This is a genomic window from Plantimonas leprariae, assembly GCF_008802405.1.
In the GTDB taxonomy this organism is placed as follows: domain Bacteria; phylum Pseudomonadota; class Alphaproteobacteria; order Rhizobiales; family Rhizobiaceae; genus Plantimonas; species Plantimonas leprariae.
In genome coordinates, this window is the sequence record NZ_VZDO01000028.1 from 1 (window position 1) to 15,268 (window position 15,268).

General features: G+C 62.6%; 10 protein-coding genes. 9 read left to right on the forward strand and 1 reads right to left on the reverse strand.

What is annotated here, in order from left to right:
* Positions 1 to 513 precede the first annotated feature (513 nt).
* The 9 genes from asnB (F6X38_RS22505) to F6X38_RS22545 all read left to right on the forward strand — a co-directional run bounded on the left by asnB (F6X38_RS22505) (position 514) and on the right by F6X38_RS22545 (position 12,266).
* Positions 514 to 2,448 carry an asparagine synthase (glutamine-hydrolyzing) gene (gene asnB, locus F6X38_RS22505; protein WP_150973855.1) on the forward strand — a complete coding sequence of 645 codons (1,935 nt, stop codon included), beginning with the start codon at positions 514 to 516 and terminating at the stop codon, positions 2,446 to 2,448.
* 34 nt (positions 2,449 to 2,482) lie between these two features.
* Positions 2,483 to 3,436 (forward strand): NAD-dependent epimerase/dehydratase family protein, encoded by a 954-nt coding sequence (locus tag F6X38_RS22510; RefSeq protein WP_150973857.1) that lies wholly within the window; start codon positions 2,483 to 2,485, stop codon positions 3,434 to 3,436.
* The gene (locus F6X38_RS22515; protein ID WP_150973859.1) at positions 3,433 to 4,386 is read left to right on the forward strand and encodes an NAD-dependent epimerase/dehydratase family protein; all 954 of its coding nucleotides are present in this window, start codon (positions 3,433 to 3,435) and stop codon (positions 4,384 to 4,386) included. The genes F6X38_RS22510 and F6X38_RS22515 overlap by 4 nt, the downstream gene beginning before the upstream one ends.
* 11 nt (positions 4,387 to 4,397) lie before the next feature.
* A complete protein-coding gene (locus F6X38_RS22520) occupies positions 4,398 to 5,456 on the forward strand; it encodes an NAD-dependent epimerase/dehydratase family protein (RefSeq protein WP_150973861.1) in 1,059 nt (352 codons plus the stop codon).
* Positions 5,449 to 6,597, forward strand: coding sequence for a transglutaminase domain-containing protein (locus F6X38_RS22525; RefSeq protein WP_150973863.1), 1,149 nt, complete (start codon positions 5,449 to 5,451; stop codon positions 6,595 to 6,597). The genes F6X38_RS22520 and F6X38_RS22525 overlap by 8 nt, the downstream gene beginning before the upstream one ends.
* A 66-nt stretch (positions 6,598 to 6,663) precedes the next feature.
* The gene (asnB, locus tag F6X38_RS22530) at positions 6,664 to 8,562 is read left to right on the forward strand and encodes an asparagine synthase (glutamine-hydrolyzing) (RefSeq protein WP_150973865.1); all 1,899 of its coding nucleotides are present in this window, start codon (positions 6,664 to 6,666) and stop codon (positions 8,560 to 8,562) included.
* Positions 8,563 to 8,574: 12 nt separating this feature from the next.
* A complete protein-coding gene (locus F6X38_RS22535) occupies positions 8,575 to 9,888 on the forward strand; it encodes a glycosyltransferase (protein WP_150973867.1) in 1,314 nt (437 codons plus the stop codon).
* A 180-nt stretch (positions 9,889 to 10,068) separates the two neighbouring features.
* Positions 10,069 to 11,874 carry a hypothetical protein gene (locus F6X38_RS22540; protein ID WP_150973870.1) on the forward strand — a complete coding sequence of 602 codons (1,806 nt, stop codon included), beginning with the start codon at positions 10,069 to 10,071 and terminating at the stop codon, positions 11,872 to 11,874.
* Between the two features lie 8 nt (positions 11,875 to 11,882).
* Complete coding sequence (locus F6X38_RS22545) at positions 11,883 to 12,266, forward strand: DCC1-like thiol-disulfide oxidoreductase family protein (RefSeq protein ID WP_150973898.1); 384 nt, start codon at positions 11,883 to 11,885, stop codon at positions 12,264 to 12,266.
* A 128-nt stretch (positions 12,267 to 12,394) separates the two neighbouring features.
* Here F6X38_RS22545 and F6X38_RS22550 read toward each other — a convergent pair whose 3' ends face one another.
* Positions 12,395 to 15,256, reverse strand: a complete 2,862-nt coding sequence (locus F6X38_RS22550; protein WP_150973872.1) for a glycosyltransferase — start codon at positions 15,254 to 15,256, stop codon at positions 12,395 to 12,397.
* Between the last annotated feature and the right edge of the window lie 12 nt (positions 15,257 to 15,268).

Below are 15,268 nucleotides of genomic sequence, written 5' to 3' on the forward strand. Positions count from 1 at the left end.
GTCGAAACCGATCACCCGGAAGCCGGCACGGCAGGCGGTCAGCGCCAGCGGAATACCGACATAGCCGAGACCGATGATGCCCACCGTGTAATCACGGTTTCGTATGCGTTCGATCAGGTTGGCAGCGATCTCGGCGGTCATTCACTAACACCGGAGGGATGACGAAGCCGCGAGCGCGGCGGCAGGAGATAACCGACCGAGGCCAGGTCCGCCGCGACCCTCTAAAACCTTTTGCGGCATTGTCAACGCAAGCCGCGCGACAGTTGCACCCGTCTGTTTTCGCCGTCAGGCGCTTCGAGACGGCGCCATACGGGACGCAAACCTCGCAGCCTCGCAGGACTGCCGTTGACGCGCGCGGACATGGGGCATTCCGCGGCTCGCCGGTTGACAAATGTCCGCCGTTACCGCAACCGCCATGCGACGTTCGTCCCGCTCGCGCGGTTCGCCACCGGGTCATAGCTTGGCCGCCTGCCGGAGTTACGAGGCCGGCCTTTCCGAATTAGGTGCCTGCCGATGTGCGGAATAGCTGGGATCATGTCGCTGACCGGCGTGCCGGTCGATGGCTTGGCGCAAAAGCTGCGCGTGATGAACGCGCTCATCGCTCATCGCGGACCCGACGGCCAGGGCATCTGGCTGGCCAAGAACCACTCCGCCGGCCTTGCCCATCGACGGCTTTCGATCATCGATCTCTCGGAGCATGGCGCCCAGCCGATGATCGGCGCGGACGGCTCGGTCATCACCTTCAACGGCGAGATCTACAATTATCTCGAGTTGCGCGAGACGCTGCGGACGCGGTGGGATTTTCGTTCCCATTCCGACACCGAGACGATTCTCGCGGCGCATTCGCACTGGCAGCAAGGCTGCCTCGACCATCTGCAGGGCATGTACAGCTTCGCAATCTGGCGGGACGGCGAGCTCCTGGCGGCGCGCGACCCGTTCGGCATCAAGCCGTTCTACTATGCCGAGGTCGCGGGCACGCTGTATTTCGCGTCGGAGATCAAGGCGCTTCTTCCGTTTCTGCCGGAGATCGAGACGGATGCGGACGCTCTCGCCGAGTACCTGACCTTCCAGTACCAGATCGGTTCCGGCAATCTTTTCCGCCACGTCCAGACCCTGCTGCCCGGCCACCGCCTGCGCGTCGCCAACGGTCGCGCGGTCGTGGAACGCTACTGGGACGTCCATTACGACATCGACTACAATCATACCTCCCGGTACTTCGAAGAGCGGCTTCGGGAGATCGTCGCCGTCAGCATGGAGCGCCATATGCGCTCGGACGTGCCTGTCGGCGCCTACATCTCCGGCGGCATCGATTCAAGCCTGATCGCGGCACTGGCCAGCGATCATCCGCAATCGGCCCGCTCCGGCTTTCATGGCAAGTTCCTCGAGTCTCCCGCCTATGATGAAAGTCGTTACGCCGCCGCTGCGGCGGAGAAGGCGGGCATCGAACTCCATCAGGCGGCGATCACCGCCGACGACTTCCGGAATTCGATCTTCAAGGTCATGCATCACCTCGACCATCCGGTCGCCGGTCCGGGCTCCTTCCCGCAGTACATGGTGTCCGAACTGGCTGCCAAACACGTCAAGGTCGTGCTCGGCGGACAGGGAGGCGACGAGATCTTCGGAGGTTACGCCCGCTATCTGGTGGCGTATCTCGAACAGGCGCTGAAGGCGTCGATCAACGGCACGTATCGCAACGGCAACTTCGTCGTGACGCCGGAATCGATCATTCCGAACCTCGCCGTGCTGCAGGAATACGTGCCGCTCCTGCGCCAGTTCATGGCCGAAGGCCTCTTCGGCAATATCGACGAGCGCTATTTCCGCCTCGTCGGCCGCTCCAACGACATGCAGGAGGAGGTCGACTGGCGGGCGCTCGACATGGCGGGCGTGATGGAGCGCTACAAGGGCGTCTTCAATTCCGTCCGCAACGTGCGCAAGGAGGCCTATTTCGACTCGATGACGCATTTCGATTTCAAGTGCCTGCTCCCGGCCCTCCTCCAGGTCGAGGACCGCATGTCGATGGCGCACGGACTGGAAGCGCGCGTGCCGCTGCTCGATCGCGATCTCGTCGAGTTCGCCGCGACGATCCCCGCCGACATCAAATTTCCCGGTGGCCGGATGAAGCATCTCCTGAAGGAGTTCTCGCGGCCGCACCTGCCCGAAGCCGTCATGAACCGGCGCGACAAGATGGGCTTCCCGGTGCCGCTCAAGGAATGGTTCTCCGGCCCTCTGCGCGATTTCGTGCAGGACATCTTCTCGAACCAAGCCGCCAAAAGCCGGTCCTACCTCGACAACGCCGCGATCCTGAAGAACTTCGACGCGGGCGGCCAGTTCTCGCGCAAGACCTGGGGGCTGCTGTCGCTCGAGATCTGGCATCAGCTCTTCCACGACCGGTCGGCCGAGTATCAGAACATGGTCCGGATGGACGAGATCGTGGCGCCCGCTGCCTGAGGCGGGCGGCAGGACGCAGAACACAGGAGATACCATGAAGCTGCTCGTGACCGGAGGTTTTGGCCAGGTCGGCTCGACCGTAGCAAATCTGGCGCTCGCGCGGGGCGATGACGTCCTGTCGATAGACAATTTCGCGACGGGACGGCGCGACAACCTCGACGATCACCCCCGGCTGACCGCCGTCGAGGGCTCGATCGCCGACCCGGCTCTCGTCGCCGAGCAGTTCGAAACCTTTCGCCCCGATGTCGTGATCCATACGGCGGCGTCCTACAAGGACCCGGACGACTGGCATTCGGATACGCTCGTGAACGCCCTCGGGACGGCGAACATCGCGAAGGCCTGCAAGGACCACGGCGTCAAGCGGCTCGTCTATTTCCAGACCGCGCTCTGCTACGGCACCAAGCCTCTCACCTCGCCGATCACGCTCGATCATCCGATCGACCCCGTGAACTCGTCCTACGCGATCTCGAAGACCTGCGGCGAACATTACGTTCAGTTCAGCGGGGTCGACTGGGTCACCTTCCGCCTCGCCAACGTCATCGGCGAGCGCAACGTTTCCGGTCCGCTGCCGATCTTCTACGGCCGGCTCGCCAAGCGGCAGAAATGCTTCGTCACCGAAGCGCGGCGCGACTTCTGCTACGCCGGCGACCTCGCGAAAGTCGTCGTCCGCGCCGCCGATGGGGCGGGCCGCGGAACCTATCACTTCTCCTCCGGCAAGGACGTCGCCATCAAGGAACTCTACGATGCCGTCGTGCGGGCGATGAAGTTGAACGATTACCCCGAACCCGAGGTTCGGCCGCTCGGTCCGGACGACGCGGCCTCCATCCTCCTCGATCCCTCGCGCCTCATGGCGGATTTCGGCAACGTCGAATTCACCTCGTTGGACGACATCGCGCGGACCGCCGTCGAACGCTGGGAGACGGCTGGGGTCGTCGGCGGTTACACCCACCTGAAGGAGGCGCGGGGCCCGATCGAGGGTTCGCGGTGAGACGCATCCTTCTCACGGGCGGCGCCGGCTGTCTCGGCTCCAACCTCGCCGAGCGTTTCATCGACGCGGGCGACGCGGTGTACGTGCTCGACAATTTCGCGACCGGCCAGCGCGCATCGCTGCCCGACGAACACGACCGCCTGACGGTGCGGGAGGGATCGGTCTCCGACCGATGGACGGTAGACGACGTGTTCACGGAGTTCGAACCGACCCACGTCGTTCACAGCGCCGCCGCCTACAAGAATCCGGACGATTGGGCGACCGACGACGCGGTCAACGTCGGCGGCACGATCAATGTCGTGCGCGCGGCGGAGGCGGCGGGCGTCCGGCGGCTTCTCAACTTCCACACCGCGCTCGGCTACGGCCGGCCCGAGCAGGTCCCGATCGCGGTATCGGCGCCGGCTCGTCCCTTCACGAGCTACGGCATCTCCAAGCAGGCCGGCGAGAACTACCTCGCCATGTCAAAGCTGCCCTGGGTCTCGTTGCGCCTGGCGAACGTCACCGGTCCGCGCCTCGCCATCGGGCCGATCCCGACCTTCTACACGCGCCTGAAAGCCGGCAAGAGCTGTTTCTGTTCGCGCACCGTTCGGGACTTCGTCGACATGGAGGACTTCTTCGCCGTCGTCGATCTCGCCCTCGCGGACGAGGCGCCGACCGGGCGGTTCAACGTATCGACCGGGACCGGACATTCCATCCGCGAGATCTTCGACATCGTCGTCCAGCATCTTGGCCTCCCGAAGCAGGACGTGCCGGAGGTGGATGCTGGGCCGGACGACGTCGAGAAGGTGGTTCTCGACCCGTCCGAGACGATCGCGGCCTTCGGCTGGCGGCCGCGGTATTCCTTCGCGGACACGATCCGGCGCATGCTCGCCTGGTACGACACGCACGGCGTCACCACGATCTACAGCCATGTCCGCCGGCCGGAAGGTCACGGCGAGGCCACCCGATGAGCTCGCCCTCCATGCCTTCCTTCGAAAACGCCCGGATCCTCGTCGTCGGCGGCGCGGGCTTCGTCGGCTCGAATCTCGTCAAGGCGATCCTGAAGGACCGTCCGGAGCGCCTGACGATCGTCGACAACTTCCTGTCCGCCGATCCCGTGAACGTTCCGGACGATCCGGCCATGCACCTGGTATCGGGCTCGATCACCGATGAGCGCGTGCTAAGCGATCTCGGCGGCGATCTCGACTATGTCTTCCATCTCGCCTGCTTCCACGGCAACCAATCCTCGATCGCCGATCCGATCGCGGACCACGACAACAACACGCTGACGACGCTGAAGCTGTTCGAACGCCTGAAGGATAGCCGCTCGCTCCGCAAGGTCGTCTACGCGGCGGCCGGCTGCGCGGTGGCGGAGAAGACCTTCGAGGGCGCCAGCGCGACGCGCGAGGATGCGCCGGTCTCGCTCTACCACGACAGTCCCTATTCCATCTCGAAGCTCGTCGGCGAGATGTACGGCAACTACTACTGGGCGCGGCACGGCCTGCCATTCGTGAAGGCGCGCTTCCAGAACGTCTACGGACCCGGCGAAATCCTCGGTGCCGGCCGCTGGCGCGGCACCGCGCATACCGTATGGCGCAACGTGACACCGACCTTCGTTTGGCGCGCTCTGCACGGCGAAGCGCTGCCGGTGGAGAACGGCGGCATCGCGACCCGCGACTTCATCTTCGTCGAGGACATGGCGCGCGGTCTGATGGCGGCGGCGCTTCGAGGCGAACCCGGCGAGATCTACAATCTCGGCTCGGGGGTCGAGACGACGGTCCGCGATCTCGCCGAGCGGATCAATCGCCATGCCGGCAACGCGACGCCGATCGCCCTCGCCCCGCCGCGAGACTGGGACCGCTCCGGCCAGCGTTTCGCCGATACGACGAAGGCGAAGGCGAAGCTCGGTTTCGAAGCCGCCGTCGACCACGACGCCGGCATAGCCCGCACCGTCGCCTGGACCCGCGAGAACAAGGACACGATCCTGCGCTGCATGCTGCAGCACCGTCATTTCGTGCCGGAAGTGGGACGATATGCATAAGGGTCGACATGCCGCCGGTCTGTTCCCAGTTGTTTCCCTCCTCGTCGTGTCGTTGCTGTTTCCGAGCGCCGGCGCCGCGGCCGATCCGATACCGGAAAGCGGCCTCGCTGCGGCGCGCAGTTGGTTTCAGCGACATGCTGGGTCGTCGGAGGCGATGACGGCGTATTCCACGGAAGAGAAGGCCAAACGTTTGACGCAGGCCGTCTACTCCTTCTGCGAGGATGGCACGCAACCCGCCGACCCCGACCAGTTGTTCGATCGCTGCACCGCCGCTTGCGGCGGGCGTTCATACGTGCTTCGCGGCCTTTTGGAAGCGATCGGCGTCGAAACGCGCTTCGCCGAACTCTACAACATACCCAATCAAGGAAATCACACGGCGATCGAGGTCAAGGTCGGTCAAGGGTGGTCGCTTTTCGATCCGACCTTCGGCGCCTACTTCGCGCCGGACGGATCGGTCGAGGCCAACGCGCTTTCCCTGCAGGACGTTGCCTATCGATATCCGAAGGGAAGCCTGGGCGGCCACGTTCTGCAGGCGCGGAAAGAGCCGATGAGCTTCGCCACGGATAAGCTGCAGAAGCTCTTCGACGGCAAGTTCGACCACCAGTTCATGTCTTTGGAAAACTATCAGGTGGCCGAGCAGATCACGACGGGGGAAGAAGGCTTCAGCTTGAGCCTCGACATACCTCTTACCCTGTCGAACGGCGAAGGCGGCATCGGCGCACGCGAGATCGCCGATATCGACACTTTATCGAAGCAATGGCTTTCCGCGACGAACGACACCTTGAACGACGACGACCCTCTGAACGACGTCTCATACAATTCGAGCATACTTGCCAGTGGCGAGATACGGAAAACGACGACGCTTTCGTTGTTCGGACTCGAGGCTGGCCATCGATACGAGCTTGAGTTGATTCTTCATGGCGAAGGTGCCGACGACAGGATACAGGTAATCGGCATCGGCAAGGGGGTCGAGTATGCGGCGGTCGGCGGCATCGACTTGGGCGACAAGTCGGTGAAAGCCCGGAACAGCTTCGTTCCGCTCCGCGACACGGCGCAGTTCCGGCTGCGGAACATGTCGGCCGTCGGACAGGCCCGCGTGCTCGGCATCCGCGTGCGCGAGGCCGACGGTCGGACCGACTGATGCCGACCGCCATGCCTGCCACGCTTCAGAACTGAACGCCGACCGATAGTTGCCGAGCTAAACGACATGTGCGGACTTTTTGGATCCATCGGTTTCGAGCCGGATCGCAGCAGCATCGACCGGATCGGACACCGCGGACCAGATGGAACAGGCTGGCAGGTTTTCGACAGCGCCGGCGGTCCGGTGGCGCTCGGGCACCGCCGTCTCGCGATCATCGACATCAGCGATGCCGGACTCCAGCCGATGCCGGACGCATCCGGCCGGTTCCAGCTCGTCTTCAACGGCGAGATCTACAACTATCTCGAACTTCGCGAGGAGATGCGGGCGCGAGGCGAGGTCTTCGTCTCAGACAGCGACAGCGAAGTGCTGCTGCGCGCTTATATGGTCTGGGGCAAGGAATGCCTGTCGCGCCTGCGCGGGATGTTCGCCTTCCTCATCTGGGACGATCGGGAGAAGACGCTGTTCGCCGCGCGCGACCGCTACGGCATCAAACCCCTCTACGTCTTCGAAGGCCCTGCCGGCATCGCCTTCGCCTCGGAAATCAAACAGTTCCTGGGCATGTCCGGATGGACGGGACGGATGAATGTCGCACGCGTCCACGACTTTCTCGGAGCAGGCATCTCCGATCATACCGAGGAGACGATGTTCGACGGCGTGCGCCAGTTGCGCGGCGGCGAATGCGCGGAAGTCGCGATCGCGGGCCGTTCGATCCGCACGCGGATCGAACGTTGGTATCCGGCGACCGCCGGTTCGCTCGACATCGGGGAGGAAGAAGCGGCGGAGCGATTCCGTGAGCTCTTCGACGAGTCGGTGCGACTGCATCTGCGATCGGACGTCCAGATCGGTTCCTGCCTGTCGGGCGGCCTCGACTCCTCGGCCATCGTCTGCGTGATGGCGCGCGAACTCGGAGGTGGCGCGGGGCTCAACACCGTTTCCGCCTGCTATCCGAACAAGGAGGTGGACGAGAAGCCGTTCATGGAGGCGGTCGTGCGGGCGACAGGCGCCCGGCCGCACTACGTTTTCCCGCGGGCGGATGACGTTTTTGCTCGCGCCGTCGACATCACCTGGCATCAGGACGAGCCTTTCGGCTCCAGTTCCATCTTCGCGCAATGGTGCGTCTTCGAAGAAGCGAAACGCGCCGGCGTGAAGGTTATGCTGGACGGCCAGGGTGCCGACGAGCAGCTCGCCGGCTATCACGGGTCCTTCCCCTACTACATGGCCGGATTGCGGAAGGATCGCTTGCGACGCCAGATCGTCCGCACGATCCTCGAGCGCAAACGCTACCATGGCACGCCGATCGCACCTTTGATACGCGAGTATCTTCTGCCGCTGCTGCCCACCGAGATGGCCGGGCGGATCGCCGCGCGCCTGCCTGGCACGGTGCCCGCCCCTGCGGCTCGGGACTGGCTGTCCGGACCCGCCATCCGAGAGAGCGGCAACCCGAAGGGCGCGTTCCCACTGGCCACCGAGCGGCTGGACCTGCCGCCGGTCGAGGACCTACGCAGCCTCTGCCTGACCCTGACCTACGCCTCGAACCTCCAGATGCTTCTGCACTGGGAGGATCGCAATTCGATGGCGCATTCGATCGAGGCGCGGGTTCCCTTCCTCGATCATCCCCTGGTGGAGTTCACTCTGGCGCTCGGCAACAGCCACAAGATCGTCGGCGGCGATACGAAGCGCGTGCTGCGGCGGGCGATGCGCGGGGTGCTGCCGCACCGGGTGCGCGAGCGTCGCGACAAGCTCGGCTTCGCAACGCCCGAACAGGCATGGTTCCGGGGACCGCTCAAGGGTCTGGTGCACGACGGCGTGGAGGCCAGCCTTCGACGCTTTCCCGAGCTCTTCGACGCGAACGAGACGCGCGGTCTCGTCGGTGACATGCTCGAAGGGCGGCGGCCGGTGGATTTCACGCTCTGGCGGATCGTGAACATGAGCATCTGGGGCGAGCGCTTCGGCATCGCCGCCTGAGGGAGTCGGACAATGGCGCAACTGCGCGTGGGCATCGTATCCCAATCGGTGATTGCCGACGACCCGCGGGTTCGCCGCCAGGGCGACGCCCTCGCCAAGGCCGGCTGGGACGTGGTCGCCTTGGGCATGGATGGCGCCACTAGTGCGGCGCCCGACTGGCGCGTCGTGCCGTCGAGCGTCGCCCATGGCATGCCGGATGCGACCATGCCCGACACGGGCTATGCGACCCGCGGCGTTCGCGCGCTTGCGATCCGTGCGCTCGCGAGGGCGGGCCAGCTGAAACTCCTGTCGCTGTCGCCTTACGAACAATCATTGGTCTCAGTACGCATTGACCCTAAGCGCGCCGAGACCGTCTACTGGACGATGAACAGTATATTCTGGCATTTCCTCGCGCTGGGCCGCCGCGAAAAGGTCGATCTCTGGCTGGGCAACGACTGGACGTCCTTGCCCGTCGTGGCACGTCTGTCTAGGGAAGCCGGTATCCCGTACGCTTACGATACGCACGAGTTGTGCGCCGAGGAGTTCTACGAAGACAAGCGGTGGAGATTCGTCCAGAAGCCGGTGCGTGTCCTCACCGAAGGTGCCTTCATTCGGGACGCCGGAGTGGTCAGCACCGTTTCGCCGAAGATCGCCGAGCGCCTCGCCGCGATCCACAGCCTTGACAGAACGCCGCTTTCGATCCGCAGCACCCCGACCTATCAGGAACATCCGTTCCGCCCGACGGGCGAACGCATCCGCGTTCTCTACCATGGAGCGGTGTGGCAGCATCGCGGTCTCGAAGCCTGTATTCGTTCCGTCGCGGCTTGGCGATCGGAGTTCGACCTGACCATTCGCGGCCCGATCAGCGATGCTTACCGGGCGGAACTGGAGCAGGAGATCGAACGGAGCGGCGTGGTCGGCCGCGTCACGCTCGCGCCTGCCGTTCCGATGACGGAACTCGTACGCGAGGCGTCGCGCTTCGATGTCGGCATCTTCGCTCTGCCCGGACACTCCAATCACAATCGCTACGCCCTGCCGAACAAGTTCTTTGAATACGCGATGGCCGGTCTTGCCCTGTGCGTCAGCGACCTGCCGGAGATGGCTTCCCTCGTGAACCGGTATCGGCTCGGCACGCTGATCCGCGGCGCCTCCTCCACGGAGATCGCCGCCGCGATCAATTGTCTAGATCGAGAAACGATCGACAAGGCCAAGCAGAACGCTCTTCTGGCGGCCCGGGAGTTGTGTTGGGAAGAGGAAAGCCGCAAGATGGTCTCAGCCTACGAGGCGCTCGCGAGAGACGGGGTTGCGCGGATGCCCGCTCGCGACGGCGCTGCACTCGTAGGGTGACGGATCGCCAACCTTCCTTCGAGAAGGGTCCGGCGGCCGGCGTCGACGCATTTCACTGACGATTCCGGCGCACTGTTGTCTCCTTGGGAGCGTTGCAGCCAGCGACGGCAATACTAAAGATTGACGCCATTTCTTCCGTATCGTACGGACACGAACCAAACCCAACCATAGGTGGATTACATGACGTCGATCTCGACCCCGGAGGAGCGGGTCGCGATCTGGCAGGCATCGTCACGCACGATACGAAATTATCTGTTCCCGCTCGGCGGAGCCTATCAGGTAGCCATCTGCCGCATCGGTCTTTTCAGTTACCTGTACTTGCATGTGTACAGAGCGGCCCGAACCGCCGGCCTCGGAACGGAAACTTACTATCAAAACGTCAACGTCGCCGCCTACCAAGCGAAATCGCTGGTTTATCTACTGTTCTCGACCGTCCCGCCCTCCCCTTCTGTCTTGCTCGCCATCCTCGTCATGGCGCAAGTCTCGACCCTGTGCGCCATAGTCGGTTTGGCCACCCGGCCTGCCATGATAGTCAGCGTGCTGTCCAACATATTCTTGGGCGCCATGCTGTTTTCATGGGAGCCGCTGTGGTCGCATCCCTACAATTCGGGACTGCTCGCCGGCATCGGCATGATGTTCGGCCGAGCTGGGGACGTCTTTTCGCTGGATGCTGTTCTGACTCGGTATCTTCAGGGCCGAAGGATCCGGACGGATCGCGCCACCTACCGTTGGCCGGTGCTCCTCGGACTGTTCGGAACGTCAGCAGTCTATTTCGGCGGTTTCTACGCGAAGTGGTCAACACCGGAATTCACGTACACCCTCTCTTGGGCTTTCAGCGACAATCTGCGGAACTCGATCTCGCTCCCGTGGCTGATCTACGGCAAGCCGCTCCCTTGGCAGGTCGAGATGCTGGCCAACAATCCATGGCTATGGAAACTCGCCGCGCTCGGCCACCTGCTGACGCAGGCCCTGCCGATGCTTGCCCTTTTTTCAATGAACAGACCGTTCGTTCGGCTGGCCGAAGGTCTCGTCTTCATCGGAGGCGTATGCCTGCTGAAAGAAGTTATGGGATTTTGGAATCCTGAATGGATCATACTCGCGGTGTCCTTCGTCGATTGGGAATATTTTCTGGCAGCTGCAGGGCTCGAACTCCGACTCGTGGGGCCGGAGGCTCCAGTGACGGGGATAGCCTGGATCTTATCCTTCGGTGCCGCCTTCATGCTTTCCAATCTGATTGTCATCGGCGTACGATATGACGACCGCGGTTCGAGTATCTTGTACCCGTTCTCGTCGATGAACTTTTATTCCAACGTAGCAGCCACGAGACCTTACTCAGACCATCATCATTATCCGTTTGCTTATGGCGAACTGACTCTGCATTACAGGGATGGTTCCTCACAAAACTACAATTGCTACCCCGCTATTGCGAAGGGCTTTGCCACCGCTTTCAGCAACGGCACCCCCGTAGAGGAAAAGCTCAGGGTACAGGCCGGGGAGATCGTGGCGGCGAGGAATACGATCGCATCCGCACATGGCGCAGTCATCGACGATTGCAGCCACTCGTTGCGCGCAAGCGATGTCGTTGCGCTCGACCAGTACACCTCAATCCGCGATATCCCGCCTTATCCGGAACGCGTGCAGTTCGTTCCCGGTCAGAAGGCCCTGATCGGACGCTGGGAATACAATGGCGATCGCTTCATTTCCGCTGCGGGCCAAGTAAAGCTCGATGGTATGGCGACCGCAATCTTGGTCAGCAGCTCCGGCTTGGATGTAGACCAGTACGAAATCCTCTTGGCGAACGATCCCTGGAAGAACTACCGGATCGGACCCTATATCGAAGCGAAGGGCCGGTGGACGGGCACCAAGTTCACCGTCGACTCCGATTTCGCGACTTCGCTGCCGGTCGGCTGGTATCCGGTCGTGATTAGGGTTCACGAGAAAGGCGGTCGTTCGTATGACTTCTCGGGTGGTGTGATGTACCGTTGAGCCTGACCATGACCGATAAAGCGCTTATAATATACGATGGCGAATGCGTTTATTGCCAGAATTACGTGAAGTTCGTCCGGCTTCGCGAAACGGTCGGTCCCGTCGAACTGCTGGATGCCAGGTCTGGAGATCCACGTATCCTCGAGTTTCAGCGCCAAGGCCACGATCTCGACGAGGGGATGTTGTTTGTTTGGAAGGGTACCGTCAGCCACGGCAGCGATGCGGCGCATCTTCTGGCGACCTTGTCGACGGACAGTACTTGGTTCAATACCGTTAATAAAGCGGTCTTTTCCAACAAGTTTGCCGCGAGCGTCTTCTACCCACTTCTGAAACTCGGACGCCGCGTCACCCTGAAGTTACGTGGAAGGAGCATGATCGGCCATCAGCGCTGACGAATTTCAGATGGTTCGACCTTTCCATTAAGGCGCTGTACGTCGACCGCCGGGCGTTCTGGCTGACTGCGGCGGCGGCGCGTTGCATAGGCATCGGAGTTGAGTTCGAGGGCGACGTTGCGCCATCGTCACTCCGTATGCGCGGCCTCCTCGATCTCGATTCTGCGGATGAGCATACGTTGCTGTCCGCCGAACTTCGTGACAGTCAACCGGACGTGCCGGATCCAGATCGGTTGCATTGGATAGGGTGGCTCGATCATGCCATTGGCTTCGACATCTGCGATCCGCTCCCAGCTCTCTTCGTCCGACGAGCGAACGTCGATGAAGTAGTCGATGCCGCGATTGACGTCGTCGAACCACTCGATCTTGATGAAGTTCACCGCTCGAAGCGCCCCAAGATCGATCTCGACGAAATGCGGCAGCGGAGCGTGGTCGAGAGCGGCTGCGTAACCTCCTGGCACGAACGGCCGCAGAATGCTGTCCATGTCGTTCGGGCGCGGATGCGACGGCGTCGCGGCCGCGATGAACGCCCCGTCCTGCGCGCGAGCCCGGTTTGTCGAAGGTTCGCTGCCCGAAACGATGTGGATCGGACCTTCGAGACCGGCGACCGCGGCCCGGACGTCGGCGCGCTTCGTGGTGACGCCGAGCACCTGATCGCTCGCCAGACCATGCACGGCGACTTCGGGCCACAGCGTCGTCGGTGACTTTCCGCCGTGGAACGAGATCACCGGCGCGCTCACCACGAAAGCCCGCGGCGGGCGACCCAACAGGCGGCGCGACAGGTATCGGCTGAAATCTTCCGCGAACGCGCGGTAGCTCCAGCGGCCACTCTCGAATATCTCTCGATAGGCCCGGTCGGTTAGTTCCTCCAGATAGCCGACATCCCGCACTTTTCGAACGACCTCATCGAAGTTCGAGTAGTCCCTTTTCAGCGGAATGTAATGAACGTCCGGCTGAACCACGCCGGAATATTCGCCCTCGAAAAGAATGAGAGCCGTTCGCAACCTGATCGCCTCGAAAATCTTTGGCGAGATCTGGTTCATTCGAACCTTTCCCTCGTGCGCTCCGAGGTATTTCTCCGCGAACGTCGCGAAGTCCCAGGAGGAGTAGAGCATCGAGAGACGTTTCAGTTCGCCGTCGTCGTCGAAGATGTTCGAGCCGCTCTCGGTGCCGAGCGTGGTGCGGCACGAACCGAGGAAGCGATACCAACCTCTGCCGTATATGCGCTTGGAGTCGTCGACCTCGATGTTGACAGGCAGTCCGTGCGGTGCGGCGCGCTTGCGCACCTCGATGCCGATCTCGTACTTCTCCTGACCCAGGATGCCGTAATGGTGCGGCAGGCGGCGGCCGCGATAGCCGATGGCGATGGGACGCTCGGCTAGCGGCATCACGTAATCGTCGATCGAAACATCCTCCGGCACGTAGCCGGTGAGGGTCGGCTGGAAATCCACGTCGGGAAAACGCTGGCGCGGGTAGACCTTTTCGACCTCGCCGAGCGGAACTACCGTGAAGATGGTGTCCAGCTTCAGGCGCTCAATCCAGCGCCGGGCGATCTCGGTGTTCTCGTATTCGTCCTGGATGTAGAGAATCTTCGGCCCATCGTAGGCTGCCACCGCGCGCGCGATGCCTTTCGAGAGATGGTCCTCGATGGAAACGCGGACGGAGTAATGAACGACGATCGCGTCGAACATTCCGAAGTCGATCGTGTCGTCGACATCATCCACACCGAGGATCGTTCCCGTCGCAGCCAGGAAAGTTATCTGGTGGCCGCTGTAACGCTGGAAAGCTTCCAGGTGCTCGGTGATGGCGCGCACATGCGTCGAATAAAGGTCGTCATACAGCACGAGGACGTTGTAGCGGTATCCGAAAACCTGCCGGCCGGCCCGCTTCTCCGCATAGCGCTGCAGCGTTTCGTTCAGGAGCGTGAAACGGTTCTCGTAGCATTCGAACGCCGCGGCGGCCAAACGGCGCTCGACGGCCGCATCGTCGCTGCGGCTCGTTCGCACCTCCTCGAGCTTGCGGGCGAAGGACTCGGCATCGGTGGCGAAACTGAACAGATCATCCCGAGCGGCCAAGGCATCGATGGGCACGCTGACGACGGGCATGCCGCAAGCGACGTATTCGTAGGCCTTCAGCGGCAGCGAGCGGCGGATCAGTTCGTCCTGCTGGAAGGGGATCAGCCCTACGCTCGACTTGCGCGCCAGGAACGCAATGCCTTCCACGCTCTGCGTGCCGAAGTATCGGACGTTGGGGAGCGAGCGCAATTCGTCCCAGCCCGTGTCCTGGGCGTTCTCGTTACCGCAGAACCAGAAGCGCCATTCGGGCAGGCGCTTGGCCAGCGCGATGAGCAGCGGAAAGTCGAGACGCTTGTTGATCCCACCTTGGAACAGAGCGACCGGCCTGTCGTCCGGCGGCGCGTCGAAACGATACGCTCCACTTTCGAGCCAGAACTTCGAGTCGCAGCCGTTCTCGAGGAGCAGCGTCGTGCCTTTGTAGCCGCCAGCCCCTACGTAGCTGTCGAGCACGCCTTGGGAAACCGCGACGAGGAGATCGACGTCCGCGAGGACGCGGATCAGCGGGGCGCGGATACTGGGATCGGCGACCGCCCAACCCTCCGGCTTGGTGAAGTAGTCCTCGGTCGCGTGAAGGACGCGGACGAGCGCATTCGATCGATGAATATATTCCTCAAAGAATATATTGTAGATCCAGAGCATCGGCTTGCGGCAGCCAGCCTGGTACAGCGCCGACGCCAGACTCTTCGCCGCCCGTACGTCGTAGATCATGGGCGCGTGGACAAGAGTGATGTTCGGTGCGATCTTTTCCAGCCAAGTCTTGGAAGACGGAGAGTCGGGCTGAACGAAGAATACCGGCACGCGCTGTGCGAAACGCGTCGCATAGTGGTATCGGTTGCTTCGAGGTTCAGTCTTCCAGTCCGACCAGGTCAGCATCACGACCGAGTCGATCTCGTTCTCCCAGAAATCGATACCCATGCTCTAGATCTC